The organism is Nocardioides sp., from assembly GCF_031422975.1.
Lineage (GTDB): Bacteria > Actinomycetota > Actinomycetes > Propionibacteriales > Nocardioidaceae > Nocardioides.
The window spans coordinates 1-14150 of the sequence record NZ_JANPEO010000259.1; the positions used below are offsets into that span (position 1 = coordinate 1).

16 protein-coding genes and 1 pseudogene are annotated in these 14150 nt (G+C 69.9%); all 17 read right to left on the reverse strand.

Annotated features, from left to right (window positions below; all coding sequences use genetic code 11):
• A pseudogene (locus RMO85_RS07615) lies at nt 1-835 on the reverse strand (F0F1 ATP synthase subunit alpha); the annotation flags it as partial.
• Between the two features lie 50 nt (nt 836-885).
• Entirely contained in the window at nt 886-1701 is an 816-nt protein-coding gene (locus tag RMO85_RS07620; RefSeq protein WP_310528113.1) for a F0F1 ATP synthase subunit delta, read from the reverse strand.
• Complete coding sequence (locus tag RMO85_RS07625) at nt 1701-2252, reverse strand: F0F1 ATP synthase subunit B (protein ID WP_310528134.1); 552 nt, start codon at nt 2250-2252, stop codon at nt 1701-1703. The genes RMO85_RS07620 and RMO85_RS07625 overlap by 1 nt, the downstream gene beginning before the upstream one ends.
• A 44-nt stretch (nt 2253-2296) precedes the next feature.
• Nucleotides 2297-2482, reverse strand: coding sequence for an ATP synthase F0 subunit C (atpE, locus tag RMO85_RS07630; RefSeq protein WP_397203389.1), 186 nt, complete (start codon nt 2480-2482; stop codon nt 2297-2299).
• Nucleotides 2483-2583: 101 nt separating this feature from the next.
• Complete coding sequence (gene atpB / locus RMO85_RS07635; RefSeq protein ID WP_310528117.1) at nt 2584-3405, reverse strand: F0F1 ATP synthase subunit A; 822 nt, start codon at nt 3403-3405, stop codon at nt 2584-2586.
• A gap of 28 nt (nt 3406-3433) precedes the next feature.
• On the reverse strand, nt 3434-3628 hold the full coding sequence (locus tag RMO85_RS07640) for an AtpZ/AtpI family protein (RefSeq protein ID WP_310528119.1): 195 nt from the start codon (nt 3626-3628) through the stop codon (nt 3434-3436).
• A 30-nt stretch (nt 3629-3658) separates the two neighbouring features.
• On the reverse strand, nt 3659-4150 hold the full coding sequence (locus tag RMO85_RS07645; protein ID WP_310528120.1) for a hypothetical protein: 492 nt from the start codon (nt 4148-4150) through the stop codon (nt 3659-3661).
• 91 nt (nt 4151-4241) lie between these two features.
• Nucleotides 4242-5372, reverse strand: a complete 1131-nt coding sequence (locus RMO85_RS07650; RefSeq protein ID WP_310528121.1) for an MraY family glycosyltransferase — start codon at nt 5370-5372, stop codon at nt 4242-4244.
• Entirely contained in the window at nt 5372-6028 is a 657-nt protein-coding gene (locus tag RMO85_RS07655; protein ID WP_310528122.1) for an L-threonylcarbamoyladenylate synthase, read from the reverse strand. The genes RMO85_RS07650 and RMO85_RS07655 overlap by 1 nt, the downstream gene beginning before the upstream one ends.
• Nucleotides 6029-6032: 4 nt before the next feature.
• Nucleotides 6033-6893, reverse strand: coding sequence for a peptide chain release factor N(5)-glutamine methyltransferase (gene prmC, locus RMO85_RS07660; protein ID WP_397203385.1), 861 nt, complete (start codon nt 6891-6893; stop codon nt 6033-6035).
• Complete coding sequence (gene prfA, locus RMO85_RS07665) at nt 6890-7963, reverse strand: peptide chain release factor 1 (protein WP_310528123.1); 1074 nt, start codon at nt 7961-7963, stop codon at nt 6890-6892. The genes prmC and prfA overlap by 4 nt, the downstream gene beginning before the upstream one ends.
• Before the next feature lie 98 nt (nt 7964-8061).
• Nucleotides 8062-8307 (reverse strand): 50S ribosomal protein L31, encoded by a 246-nt coding sequence (gene rpmE, locus RMO85_RS07670; protein WP_310528125.1) that lies wholly within the window; start codon nt 8305-8307, stop codon nt 8062-8064.
• A gap of 95 nt (nt 8308-8402) precedes the next feature.
• Nucleotides 8403-8786, reverse strand: coding sequence for a response regulator (locus RMO85_RS07675; protein ID WP_310528127.1), 384 nt, complete (start codon nt 8784-8786; stop codon nt 8403-8405).
• 27 nt (nt 8787-8813) lie between these two features.
• Nucleotides 8814-10700, reverse strand: a complete 1887-nt coding sequence (gene rho, locus RMO85_RS07680; RefSeq protein ID WP_310528129.1) for a transcription termination factor Rho — start codon at nt 10698-10700, stop codon at nt 8814-8816.
• Nucleotides 10701-10904: 204 nt separating this feature from the next.
• Complete coding sequence (gene thrB, locus RMO85_RS07685) at nt 10905-11804, reverse strand: homoserine kinase (RefSeq protein ID WP_310528131.1); 900 nt, start codon at nt 11802-11804, stop codon at nt 10905-10907.
• Nucleotides 11805-11807: 3 nt separating this feature from the next.
• The gene (gene thrC, locus RMO85_RS07690) at nt 11808-12890 is read right to left on the reverse strand and encodes a threonine synthase (RefSeq protein WP_310528132.1); all 1083 of its coding nucleotides are present in this window, start codon (nt 12888-12890) and stop codon (nt 11808-11810) included.
• On the reverse strand, nt 12887-14150 hold a 1264-nt coding region (locus RMO85_RS07695), incomplete at its 5' end, for a homoserine dehydrogenase (RefSeq protein ID WP_310528133.1). The genes thrC and RMO85_RS07695, both read right to left, overlap by 4 nt.

Here is a 14150-nt window from a genome sequence, read left to right on the forward strand (position 1 = left end):
GCTTGGTGAGGTCGTCGAACACGATCAGGACGTGCTTGCCCTCGTACATCCAGTGCTGGCCGATGGCCGAACCGGTGTAGGGGGCGAGGTACTTGAAGCCGGCCGAGTCGGACGCGGGAGACGCGACGATCGTCGTGTACTCGAGCGCGCCGGCCTCGTCCAGGGCGCCGCGCACGGCGGCGATCGTCGAGCCCTTCTGGCCGATGGCCACGTAGATGCAGCGGACCTGCTTGTCGGGGTCGCCGGACTCCCAGTTGGCCTTCTGGTTGATGATCGTGTCGATCGCGATCGTGGTCTTGCCGGTCGAGCGGTCACCGATGATCAGCTGGCGCTGACCGCGGCCGATCGGGGTCAGGGCGTCGATCGCCTTGATGCCGGTGGCGAGCGGCTCGTGCACGGACTTGCGCACCATCACGCCGGGGGCCTGGAGCTCCAACGCGCGGCGTCCCTCGAGCGGGGTGATCTCGCCCAGGCCGTCGATCGCGGTACCGAGCGGGTCGACCACGCGGCCGAGGTAGCCGTCGCCGACGGGGACCGAGAGGATCTCGCCCGTACGGCGTACGGCCTGTCCCTCCTCGATCTTGTCGAAGTCACCGAGCACGACGACACCGATCTCACGGGTGTCGAGGTTCAGTGCGATGCCGAGAGTGCCGTCCTCGAACTCGAGCAGCTCGTTGGCCATGACCGAGGGCAGGCCGCTGACGCGGGCGATGCCGTCGGCTGCCTCAGCAACCTTGCCGACCTCTTCCTTGCTGGCTGCCTCGGGCTTGTAGTCGGACACGAAACGCTGAAGCGCGTCCCGGATCTCATCCGGACGAATCGAAAGCTCCGTCATTTCCTCTTCCTCGTCTTCATCTGCTGCTCGAAAGTGTGGGTTGTCATGGGTCAGCCGGCCAGCTTGCGGCGGGCGTCGTCGAGGCGGTTGGACACGGTGCCGTCGATGACGTCGTCACCGATCTCGACGCGGATGCCACCGATGACGTCGGGGTCGACCACCACATTGAGGTGGATCGGCCGGTCGTACTGTCGCGACAGGGCGTCGCTCAGTCGCTGACGCTCGGCGTCCGCCAGCGGGTGTGCGACCCGCACGGTGGCGACCCGCTCACCGTGGACCTGCGCGGCGACCTGCTGGTACGTCGCCAGGGCGACGGCCACGGTGCGGTAGGTACCCGCCAGCGCCTGCCGGGCCAGGGTGATCGTTGCCGGCAGCGCCTTGCCCTCCAGGAGTCCGCGGACCAGGGCGGCCTTGTCGTCCACGGACCGCACCGGGTCGGACAGCGCGTCGCGCAGCGACGGGTTGTCGTTGACGGCCTGGGCGTAGGAGTGGAGCTCGTCCGCGAGCCGGCCCGAGTCGTCGCCGGCGGACCGGACGATTGCCACCTCGCTGAGGTGCTCGAGCACATCGCCGAGGTTGCGCGAGACGGTCCAGCGGCGACCGACGGCCGACGTGAGGATGTCCAGGGAGACCTCGTCGACCTTGCCACCGAAGATCTCGGTGACCAGGCCTGCCTTGGCCGTGGCGTCGACGGACACGTCCGTCGCCACTCGGCGCAGGCCCGGCTCGGAGCGCAACAGCTCCGAGACCGTGAACAGGTCGTCGCCGATGCGGCTCGCGTCCGCCCCTCCCCCCAGCCTGCTCTCCAGCTCGCTGGTGAGCGCGGCGAGGGCGTCGGCAGATGCTCCACGCAAGGCGATGGTCATCAGTTGACCCCGCTCCCGGTGCTGGTCGAGCCGTCGCTCTCGAGCTCGGCGAGGAAGCGCTCGACAACGCGGCTCTGGCGAGCCTCGTCGTCCAGGCTCTCGCCGACGATCCGACCGGCGAGGCCGGTCGCGAGGGTGCCGACCTCGGCACGCAGGGAGGTGACCGCCTGCTGGCGCTCCGCCTCGATCTGCGTCTTGCCGTGCTCGACGATGCGCTGGGCCTCGGCCTGGGCCTGCTCGCGCATCTCGACGACGATCTGGGCGCCCTGCTCGCGCGCTTCCTCACGGATGCGCGCAGCCTCGTGCCGGGCGTCGGCCAGCTGCTTCTCGAGCTCGGCGAGCCGGGCGTCCGCCTCGGCCTGCTTGCTCTCGGCAGCGCTGAGCCCGCCTTCGATCGCCTGGGTGCGCTCGGCGAACGTCTTCTCGAAGCTCGGCACGACGAACTTCTTCACCGCGAAGAACAAGATCGCGAAGACGACGAGCGAGAGGATCATCTCGATCGGGTGCGGAACCAGCGGGTTGAGCTTCTCCTCCGCCGCGAGGATGTTCAGAGTCTGCATGGGCAGTCCTTCGTCAGTCGTGCAAGCGGCACGTGTCAGAGAACGAACGCGAGGGCGATACCGATGATGGCGAGCGCCTCCGCGAGGGCGAAGCCCAAGATGGCGATCGACTGGAGGCGGTTCTGCGCCTCGGGCTGGCGCGCCACTCCGGAGATGTAGGCGGCGAAGATCAGGCCGATGCCAACACCGGGGCCGATGGCTGCGAGGCCATAGCCAATCATGTTGAGGTTGCCGTCCACGGCGATTTCCTTTCGGTTGGTGTTACGTGAAGTTGGGGCGAATCAGGTGGAGAAGAAACGTGGGGTGGTGCGAGGGCAGCGACTCAGTGCTCGTCGGAGACAGCGCCGGAGATGTACATGGCGTTGAGCAGCACGAAGACGTAGGCCTGCAGGAACTGGATCAGGAGCTCCAGGAACGAGATCGCGACGAACAGCAGCCAGGCCAAGATGCCGACGGGCTTGACCAGGGTGGCGCCGTGGAGCAGGAGGTACTCGCCGCCGAGCGCGAAGAGGATGAGCAACAGGTGACCGGCCAGCATGTTGGCGAACAGACGCAGGGCCAGCGTGACCGGGCGGACGATGATGTTGGACATGAACTCGAGCGGGATCAGCAGCGCCAGGATAGGACCACTGACGCCGGCGGGCACCGACTGGTGCTTGAGGTAGCCCAGGAACCCGTGGTGCCTGATGCCGACCCAGTTGTAGATGAGCCAGCTGAGCAGCGCGAGGCTGTAGACCATCCCGGAGCGGGAGAACGTCGGGAACTGGATGAACGGGATCGTGGCGAAGACGTTGTTGAGCAGGATGAAGAAGAAGAGCGCGAACAGGTAGGGCACGAAGCGCATGAAGTCGCGGCTGCCGATGATGTCGCGGCCCATGGAGTTGCGGACGAAGCCGTAGGCCTGCTCTCCGACGAACTGCAGGCGACCCGGCACCATGGCCTGTCGCCGAGCCGCGACGAAGAAGAATCCGAAGACGAGGACGGCAGCCAGGACGAGCTGGAGCATGGGCTTGGTGACGCCGAGGTAGTGCGTCTGGCCGAGCCACTCGAACGTCTTGTCCGGCCCGAGGGGCGGCAGATTGAAGTCGCCCGGCCCCGGAGGGGTGAAACCCTCCGCGCGGATCGATGACGTCGTGATGCTCACGGTGTCTCCTGTGTCTGCTGCTGACTGTCTAGTGCGGTGCGATGAAGCGCTTCCAGGTCATGAAGATCCCCAGGCCCGCTCCGAGGAGGATGCCCAGGACCACGAGGAACGACGTGCCCAGCCAGCTGTCCAGACCCCAGCCGATGAGACCGTAGACCAGCACTCCGGCCACGAGCGCGCCGAAGGCGTGCCACGCATCGCCGCGGGATTCTTCCTGAGCCATCGCGAACCGGACAATAGCAGTCGTGGCGGGTCATCGCGCACCTGCCTCCGGCTGAGGGGAATGGCCCTCATCGTGGCCCGCGACGTCGAGGTCGAAGGCCGGCAGGCGCAGGTGCGTGGCGTGCCAGATCTGCGCCACGAGCCAGGCGGCGGTGACGGTGATGACACCGACAGCGAACCATCCCCGCGACACCGAATCCCCTGCCACCCCCGAGGCGTTGAGGGCCCCGACGGCGAGGGCCATCGCGGCCACCTGGAGCGTGTAGGTCAACAGGGCGACGAGCATCGAGGCGCTCGGCATCGCGCCGGCGACCAGGTGGACCACGGCGGTGCCGGACGCAAACACGAGGAAGGCGATCCCGCCCCCCGCCAGCGCACCCCAGGCCCCGGCGGAGCCGTCGCGGAGCGCGCCGGCGATCACCAGGACCAGGACCATCACCACGGCCGTCGCCGACGCCCGTAGGACCCCCGAAGTCGGGCCCACCACGCCGTGGCGGGTGTCCTGCTTCGACTCGGTCGTCATGGCGGCGGCCGTCCTGTGGAGGGGTCAGATCAGCGCGGTCGGTCAGCTGCTTCCCTGGATTTCCGGGGCTTCCAACCGCTCGTGAAAACTATCACAAAGTCCCGGGCTTCCTCGACCCGGGTCGGTGGAGGATCGGCAGCACGAAGGTCATCACCGCGACGAACACGAACATCGCACTCAGTGCGAACCACGTCGGACGGCCACCCTTGAGGCTCGCGAGCACCGACCCGCCGGCCACCAGCGCCGCCCACATCCACATGATGTAGACGGCTCGCCGCTGCGAGTGACCGATCTCGAGCAGCCGGTGGTGCAGGTGCTGCTTGTCCGGCGCGAACGGCGACCGGCCGGCCCGCGTGCGGCGTACGACCGCAAGCACCAGGTCGGCCACCGGCACCATCAGCAGCGAGGCCGGCAGGAGCACCGGCAGCACGGTGACGAAAATGCTGTTGCCGTCGGAGCTGATCTCGTTGCCGGCGAACTGCCCGGTCACGGTCAGGGCGCTCGCCGAGAGCACCAGCCCGATCAGCATCGAGCCGGAGTCGCCCATGAAGAGCCGGGCCGGGTGGAAGTTGTGCGGCAGGAAGCCGGCGCACGCCCCGGCCAGGCTGGCGGTCAGCAGCGCTCCCGTGGTGGCGAGTGTCAGGTCGTTCTGGCTGGACAGGACGTAGCAGAAGAGGAAGAAGGCCACCGCGCCGATCCCGACGACGCCGGCCGCGAGCCCGTCGAGGCCGTCGACGAAGTTGACGGCGTTGATGGTGGCGATCACGACCACCACGCTCAACAGCGCACCCTGGGCGGGATCCAGGATGAACTGGCTGCTGCCGTCGAACCCGGGGAAGTAGTAGAAGCGCACCTCGAAGGCCACCAGCAGCGAGGCGGCGAGGACCTGGCCGCCCAGCTTGGTCAGCGCGTCGATGTCGAAGATGTCGTCGAGCACCCCGACGGCGCACACCAGGGCGCCCGCCAGCAGCACGACGCCCGCGTCGCGGAAGACGAACCCCTCGCTGCGCGAGAGGAACGGCAACTGGCGGGCAACGACGTAGGCAGCCGCGAGGCCGCCGAGCATGGCGATGCCGCCGAGGTAGGGAATCGGTTCGGTGTGGACGTCGCGGTCCCGCACTGCCGCCACGGCACCTGTTCGCAGCGCGATCTCGCGGGCGATCACGGTCAACAGGTAGGTGACGGCACCCGCAACCAGGAAGACGAGGAGGTATTCGCGCATCAGCCGTCGTCCGTGAGGCTGGCGCCCAGCGGCTCGAGGACGGCGTTGAGCTGGTCGAGTGAGATCGCGCCCCGGCGCAGGATCCGGCCCTCGGCGCCGGTGCAGTCGACGATGGTCGAGGCGTCGGCGCCCAGGGTCGTGCCGCCGTCGACGATCACCTCGACCCGTTCCCCCAGCATCGACACGGCCTCGTCGGCGGTGCGGGCAGCCGGGCGACCCGACAGGTTGGCCGAGCTGACGGCCAGCGGACCGGTCCGTTCGAGGACGGCGAGGGCGATCTCGTCATCGGGCATGCGCACCGCGACGGTGCCGCGCGTCTCCCCCAGGTCCCACTGCAGCGAGGACTGCTGGCGGCACACGATCGTGAGCGCTCCCGGCCAGAACTCCTCGACCAGGGCGCGGGCGTAGGCGGGGATCCCGACGGCCAGCGCATCCAGGGTCGTGGCGGCGCTGACCAGCACCGGGGGCGGCATCTCCCGGCCCCGGCCCTTGGCCGTGAGCAGTGCCTGCACGGCGTCGGCCGAGAAGGCGTCGGCGGCGATGCCGTAGACGGTGTCGGTCGGCAGCACGATCAACTCTCCGCGCCGAATTGCCATGGCTGCGGCGTCAATCGCGGTCTCCCGCTCGTCATCGGTCGTCACGGGTAGGCGTTGCACCCGCTTATCGTGCCAGCCGTGCCGTGGTGAAGCGCGGACGACCTGCCAGATCGTGGTGATCGACCACATCGACCCAGCGGCCGGTCGCGGCGAACACGGCCGGCACGGACTCCCCCTGCGCGTCGGCGTGCTCGGTCCCGACCACTCCCCCGGGCCGGAGGAGGAGGGCTGCGCGCACGGCCAGGAGGCGGATCGCGTCGAGACCGTCGTCGCCGGAGAAGAGCGCCAGGTGCGGGTCGTGGTCGCGGGCCTCGACGGCGACCGACTCCCAGGCCTCCAGCGGGATGTACGGCGGATTGCAGACGACCACGTCCACGGTCCCGAGGAGGTCGTCGAAGGCGTGGCCCATGTCGCCCTGACGCAGGTCGACCCCGGTGCCGGCGAGGTTGCGCTCGGCCCAGCCGTGGGCGGACTCGTCGAGCTCCACGGCGTGCACGTCGGCGTCGGGCACTTCGTCGGCCACTGCCTTGGCGATCGCTCCCGAGCCGGTGCAGAGGTCGACGACTCGGCACGTCCGGTTCTCGTGCTCGGCCCTCAGCGCGGACTCGATAGCCCAGCCGGCGAGCAGCTCGGTCTCCGGCCGCGGCACGAAGACGCCGGGACCGACGGCCAGCTCGACGTGCCGGAAGTAGGCAGCGCCGGTGAGGTGCTGCAGGGGCTCGCGGGCCACCCGTCGCGCGATCAGCGTCTCGAAGCGCTCGGCCTGCTCACCGGCCAGGGTGTCGATCCGGAACAGGTCTCGGCGCTCGAGTCCGTGCACGTGGGCCAGCAGCTCCGCCGCGTCGTGCTCGGGGCTGGCGACCCCGGCGGCCCGGAGCCGGTCGACGGCCGCTGCCAGGGCCACGTTGCGGCGTACGACGGTCACGATTCGAGGGCCTCGAGGCGTGCCTCGAGGTCGGCGTCGACGCACGACTGCAGGACCGGGCCGAGCTCTCCGTCGAGGACGGTGTCGAGGTTGTAGGACTTGTAGCCCGTGCGGTGGTCGGAGATGCGGTTCTCCGCGAAGTTGTAGGTGCGGATGCGCTCGGAGCGGTCGACCGTGCGGATCTGGCTCTTTCGCGCGGCACTGGCCTGCGCATCGGCCTCCTCCTGGGCGGCGGCGAGCAGCCGGGCACGCAGGATCCGCATGGCTGACTCCTTGTTCTGCAGCTGGCTCTTCTCGTTCTGGCAGCTCGCCACGATGCCGGTCGGGACGTGCGTGATGCGCACCGCCGAGTCGGTCGTGTTGACGCTCTGGCCACCGGGACCGGACGAGCGGTAGACGTCGATGCGCAGGTCGGCGTCGTGGATCTCGACGTCGACGTCCTCGGCCTCGGGCATCACCAGGACCCCGGCCGCGCTGGTGTGCACGCGTCCCTGCGACTCGGTCACAGGAACGCGCTGCACGCGGTGCACGCCACCCTCGAACTTGAGGAGGGCGTACGGCGCCTCGCCGGGCTCCGGAGTCCCCTTGGCCTTCACCGCCACGGTCACGGACTTGTAGCCGCCCAGGTCCGACTCGGTCGCGTCGAGCACCTCGGTGTGCCAGCCGCGCTGCTCGGCAAAGCGGGTGTACATGCGCAACAGGTCGCCGGCGAACAGGGCAGATTCCTCGCCGCCCTCCCCCGACTTCACCTCGAGCAGGGCGTCCTTGGCGTCGGTCGGATCACGCGGCACCAGCAGGTGGCGCAGGCGTTCGTGTGCCCGGTCCCGCTCGGTGCTCAGCTGCTCGGCCTCGGCGGCGAAGGTGGGGTCCTCGCTCGCCAGCTCGCGGGCGGCCTCGATGTCGTCGCCGAGCTGCGACCAGCGGCGCCAGGTCGCGACGATGGCCGACAGCTCGGCGTAGCGCTGGTTGAGCTTCTTGGCCAACCGCTGGTCGGCGTGCGTCTCCGGCTCGGACAGACGGCCCTCGAGCTCGGCGTGCTCGGCGACGAGCCCTTCAACGGCCTCGAACACGGGCTCTCCTCCTGGTGGTGACGGAACGCAAGAACAGCTGGCAGAAATGCACAGCGCCGACCGCCCGCGCACTGCGGGAGGTCGGCGCTGAAGCGGAGCTACTTGCTCTCGGCGGTCTCAGCGGTCGCGGCCGTGTCGACCTTCTTGGCGTAGCGGGCCTCGAAGCGGGCGACGCGGCCGCCGGTGTCGAGGATCTTCTGCTTGCCGGTGTAGAACGGGTGGCACTGCGAGCAGACGTCGGCCTTGATCGAGCCGGAGGTCGCGGTGCTGCGGGTCGTGAAGTTCGCGCCACAGGTGCAGGTGACCGTGGTCTCCACGTAGGTGGGGTGGATGTCCTTCTTCATGGTGTCGTCCTCATCGTCCGAAGTTCCGGGTCGTCGTCGCTCGGATGCGACGGACGTGAACCGGAACCGGCACAAGTGTGCCACCGGGAGGAACGCTAGTGCGAATCCGTGCATTCCCGCGCGAGCAGGGCCTCGACCCGGCTGGCCAGCTCGCGCGGACTGAACGGTTTGATGATGTAGTCGTCGGCTCCCGAGTCCAAGCCGGTCTCGACATCGGACTCCTGGGCGCGGGCAGTCAACAAGATCACCGGCAGGTCGGCCAGAGCAGCCTCGCCCCTGATCAGCCGCACCGCATCCAGGCCCGACATGCCGGGCATCATCACGTCGAGCACCGCCAGGTCGGGGCGCTGCTGCCTGCACGCCTCGATCGCGGCGGCACCGTCGGCCACGGCCACGACGTCGTGTCCCATCGACGTCAGCTTGAACACCACGAGCTCGCGGATGTCGATGTCGTCGTCGGCAACAAGGATTCTCGCCATGGGCATCTCCCTCGGGTCGAAAGCCGGCTAGTTGCCGCGGCCGGCGGCCGGCTTCTGTTGTCTGGTCAGGAACTCGATGTTGTTCTGGGCCTTGCGGATCTGTTCGAGCACCGCGGCCACGGACGCAATCGGCTCCGCAGACATCCGGCGCCGCAGCGACTGGACGATGCCCGCCTCCTGTTCGCTGGACAGGAGCGCTTCGTGGCGGGTGCCCGAGGCGACGACGTCGACCGCCGGGAACGTGTGGGCCTCGGCCAGCTCACGACGCAGTCGCAGCTCCATGTTGGCGGTGCCCCCGAACTCCTCGAAGATCACCTCGTCAGTGGCCGATCCGGTCTCGACGACGACGGTCGCCACGATGGTCAACGAGCCGCCCCCCTCGACGTTACGCGCGGCACCGAAGAGCTGCTTGGGCGCGTGCACGGCGCCGGCATCGACTCCGCCGGCCAGCGTGCGGCCGGTCGCGGGTGCGGAGACGTTGTAGGCGCGGGTCAGGCTGGTCACCGAGTCGAGCAGGACGACCACGTCGTGGCCGAGCTCGACCAGCCGCTTGGCGCGCTCGATCGCGAGCTCCGCCAGCATCGTGTGGTCGCTCGCTGCGCGGTCGAAGGTCGAGGCGATGACCTCGCCCTTCACTGCCCGCTGGAAGTCGGTGACCTCCTCGGGGCGGGCGTCCAGCAGCACCACCATGAGGTGGACCTCAGGGTTGTTGTGGGAGATCGACTGCGCCGCCGACTGCAGGAGCGTCGTGCGACCGGACTTCGGCGGAGCAACGACCAGGCCACGCTGGCCCTTGCCGATCGGGGCGGCGATGTCGATGACACGGCCGGTGAGGTTGCTCGCGTCGGTCTCCAGCCGGAGCCGCTCGGTCGGGTGCACCGGGGTGAAGGTCTCGAACTCGAGGCGCTCACGGGCGGCCTCGGGGTCGGTCCCGTTGACGCTGTCGATGCGCACCATCGGGTTGAACTTCTCCTTGCGCTCGCCCTCGCGAGGCTGGCGCACCTGGCCGACCACGGCGTCGCCGCGGCGCAGGCCGAACTTGCGCACCATGGACAGCGACAGGTAGACGTCGTCGGTGCCGGGTAGGTAGCCCGAGGTCCGGACGAAGGCGTAGTTGTCGAGCACATCGAGGATGCCCGCCGCCGGGACGAGGACGTCGTCCTCCAGCACGGTGGTGTCGGGCTCGTTGCGGCCACCGGGGACCCGGTTGGCCTGGCGCTCGCGGTCGCGGCCGCGGCGACGGCGGTTGCGACGACTGCCCCCCTCGCCGTCGTCGTCGAAGTCGTCGGCCGATTCCTGCTGGCCGGCCTGCTGGTTGGCCGATGGGTTGGCCTGCTGCTGGTTGCGGTTCTGGCCCTGCTGGTTGGCCTGCTGCTGGTTGCGGTTCTGGCCCTGCTGGTTGCCCTGCTGGTTGCCCTGCTTCTCGACCTGCTTCTCGGCAGGCCGCTCCGCCTGGTTTCCCTGCTGCCCGGCCTGGGCGTTGGCCTGCCGGTTGCGGGTCCGCTGGCGACCGGTCGCCTCGCTGGACTCCTCCGACGCGGTGGCCGGCTCGTGCTCGACCCGCGCGTCGGCGCGAGGCTCGGTCGTCGGCTCGGTCGTCGGCTCGGCCGGGGTGTCGATCCTGGCCTCGACCGGCGACGGCGCCGCGGCACTCGACGGGGCGGCCTTCGGCGTACGCACGGTCCTGGTCACCTTCGGAGCGCTGGCGCTGGCGCTCGCGGCATCGGCGCTCGGAGCGGACTGGGCGAGCTTGATGGCCTCCACGAGCTGGGCCTTCTTCATCGACCCTGCGCCCGAGATGCCCATCCCGCCAGCCATCGACTTGAGATCGGCGAGCAGCATGGAGCTGAGCCCGCCGCCGGCCTTGGCACGCTTCGTGGCAGGTGCGGCGGGAGCATCAGTTGATTCAGTCACGTGAGTCCAACTCAGTTGTGGCGCCGCCGCGGACAAGGAGGTGGGCGGCGCGTGTCATCAGGACAGAACTCCGGCGACCAGATGGTGATGGAGCGAGGTGCTCGCACCGGAGAAGTTCGGAGGCACCCGACCGGCGAAACCGCGGCGGATGCTCACGCCGTACGGCGCAGCGTGATGCTAACACCAGCAGCACCAGCCGCCGCGTCACTCCCCTACGACGACGCCGGTGGGCTCGATGTCGAGGGCGTGGCAGGCCCACCCCTGCGGAGCGCGCGTTGTCAGATCCGGTGCGCTGCGGCCGGTGAAGGCGAGCACCGTGGGGCCCGCGCCACTGATCACGGCGGCCACGCCGTCGGCCCGGAGGGCGTGCATGAGGGCGAGGGACTCAGGCATGGCCGGCTCGCGCTGCTCCTGGTGGAGGTAGTCACGGGTGGCGACCAGCAGGTGCTCGGGGCGGCCAGCGAGCGCGGCCACGAGCAGAGCGGCCCGGCCGCTGTTGGCCGCCGCATCCGCATGCGCCACGAGGTCGGGCAGCAGCCCGCGGGCGACCTTGGTCTCCACCGGCGTGGGCGGCACGAAGACGACAGCACTCACGCGGGGGTCGACACCGGCCGAGACGGCGTACCACTCGTCACCCTCGCGCCCGGAGATGACGAAGCCGCCGTAGAAGGCAGGGGCGACATTGTCGGGGTGACCCTCGATGTCGGCGGCGAGCTGGAAGAGTGCCTCGTCGTCGAGCAGCAGCTGTCCGCCCGCGACGAGCGCACGCGCCAGCGACACGCCAGCGACGATGGCGGCCGACGACGAGCCGAGGCCGCGACCGTGCGGGATCACGTTGTTGCAGCGCAGCGCGAGTCCGGGCGGCTCGGCGCCCATGGCCGCGAACGCTGCCCGCATGGACCGGACGACCAGATGGGACTCGTCGCGCGGCACGTCGTCAGCACCGGCACCCCTCACCTCGATGCGCAGGCCACCGTCGGCGACCTCGGCCACGAGGGTGTCTCGCATCGACAGCGCGAGCCCGAACGCGTCGAACCCGGGACCGAGGTTGGCGGAGGTGGCCGGGACTGTGACCCGCACCGGGCCGGAGATGTAGGTCGCCATGGATCAGGCGAGACCGGCAGCGGCGGCCGCGTCGCCGACGTCGGCGTCGATCACGGTGTCGACGATGTCGGTGAACGACTCGAGTGCCGTTGCGGTGTCCTTGAGACCGTGACCGGTGACGGTGATCGCGACGGTCGCGCCGGCATAGCTCTCGCCGGCAGCGAGCTCGCTGAGCAGGCCGGCTATGCCGGCAGCCGAGGCGGGCTCCACGAAGACCCCGTCGCGCCGCGCAAGCTCGGCCTGCGCGGACAGGATCTGGGCATCCGAGACGGCGGCGAACCGGCCCTCGGACTCCTTCGTGGCCATCTCGGCCAGGTGCCAGGACGCCGGGTTGCCGACCCGGATGGCGGTGGCCTTGGTCTCCGGGTCGGGGAACGGCTCACCGGTCACCAGTGGAGCCGCGCCCTCGGCCTGGAACCCGCGCATGACCGGCAGCTTGGAGGCGCGGCCCAGACCGGCGTACTGCTGATAACCCATCCAGTAGGCCGCGATGTTGCCGGCGTTGCCGACGGGGAGGAGGTGGTAGTCGGGGGCGTCGCCGAGGAAGTCGCAGATCTCGAAGGACGCCGTCTTCTGACCCTGGAGCCGGACCGGGTTGACGGAGTTGACCAACGCGACCGGGTAGTCGCGGGCCAGGCCGCGCGCCAGGTCGAGGCAGTGGTCGAAGTTGCCGCGGACCATGATGATCTGGGCACCGTGGACGAGGGCCTGGGCCATCTTGCCGGCGGCGATCTTGCCCTCGGGGATCAGCACCAGCGCCTTCAGGCCGGCCTTGGCGGCATAGGCCGACATCGACGCCGAGGTGTTGCCGGTCGAGGCACACACCACGGCCTCTGCACCCTCGTGCCTGGCGAGGGAGATCGCCGCGGTCATGCCCCGGTCCTTGAACGACCCGGTGGGGTTGTTGGCCTCGACCTTGAGCCACACGTCCGCACCCGTCAGCCCCGACAGCCAGTCGGAGTGCACCAGCGGGGTGCCGCCCTCGCGCAGCGTCACCGCCACGAGACCAGCCGGCAGGTCGAGCAGCTCGCGGTACTCCTCGATCACGCCCAACCATTGACGGCGGGGCCACTGACCGTTGATCATTCGTCGACTCCCTCGACCCGCATCACCGAGGTGACGTCGCGAACGATGTCCATGCTGCGCAGGTGCTGCACGGTGGTGCTGAGCGCAGCGTCCGTGGCGGCGTGGCTGACCACGACGAGCTGGGCGTCGGCGCCGCGACCTTCCTGGCGCACGGTCTGGATCGAGACGCCGTTGTCGGCGAACGCCGTCGCCACCGCGGCGAGCACCCCCGAGCGGTCCTCGACGTCCAGCGCCACGTGGTAGCGGGTGCGGGTCTCGCCCATCGGCAGCACGGCACGATCGGCGTACGCCGACTCGCCCGCGCCGCGAGTGTTGCTCAGCCGGTTGCGGGCGACCGTGACCAGGTCGCCGAGCACCGCGCTGGCGGTCGGCGAGCCACCGGCGCCGGGGCCGTAGAACATCAGCTGACCGGCGGCCTCGGACTCGACGAACACCGCGTTGTAGGCGCCGCGCACGCTCGCGAGCGGGTGGGTGCGCGGGATCATCGCCGGGTGCACACGGGCGGCGACGTGGTCGCCGCGCAGCTCGCAGATGGCCAGCAGCTTGACGACCGAGCCCATCTCGCGCGCCGACTGCACGTCGGCGGCCGTCACCTCGGAGATGCCCTCGCGATAGACGTCCGACGCCGTGACCCGGGAGTGGAACGCGAGGCTGGCCAGGATCGCTGCCTTGGCCGCCGCGTCGAAGCCCTCGATGTCGGCGGTCGGGTCGGCTTCGGCGTACCCCAGGTCCTGGGCCTCCTCCAGCGCCTCGGAGAAGCCCGCGCCGGAGGAGTCCATCTTGTCCAGGATGAAGTTGGTGGTGCCGTTGACGATGCCGAGCACCCGGGTCACCTTGTCGCCGGCGAGCGACTCGCGCAGCGGCCGCAGGATCGGGATCGCGCCGGCCACGCTGGCCTCGTAGTAGAGGTCTCGCTCGGCCTTGGCCGCTGCCTCGAAGAGCGTTGGACCGTCCTCGGCGAGCAGGGCCTTGTTGGCGGTGACGACGCTCGCGCCGTTGGACAACGCGCTGAGGATCAGGGACCTGGCGGGCTCGATGCCGCCGATCACCTCGACCACCACGTCGACGTCGTCGCGGGCCACCAGCCCGGCCGCGTCGGTGGTGAACAGCTCCGGGGCGACGCCGAGGTCGCGGACCCGGCCGAGCCGTCGTACGGCGATGCCGGCGAGCTCGAGCGGCGCGCCGATCCGGGCCGTCAGGTCGTCCCCGGAGGACTGCAGCAGGCGTACGACCTCCGAGCCGACCGTGCCGCACCCGAGC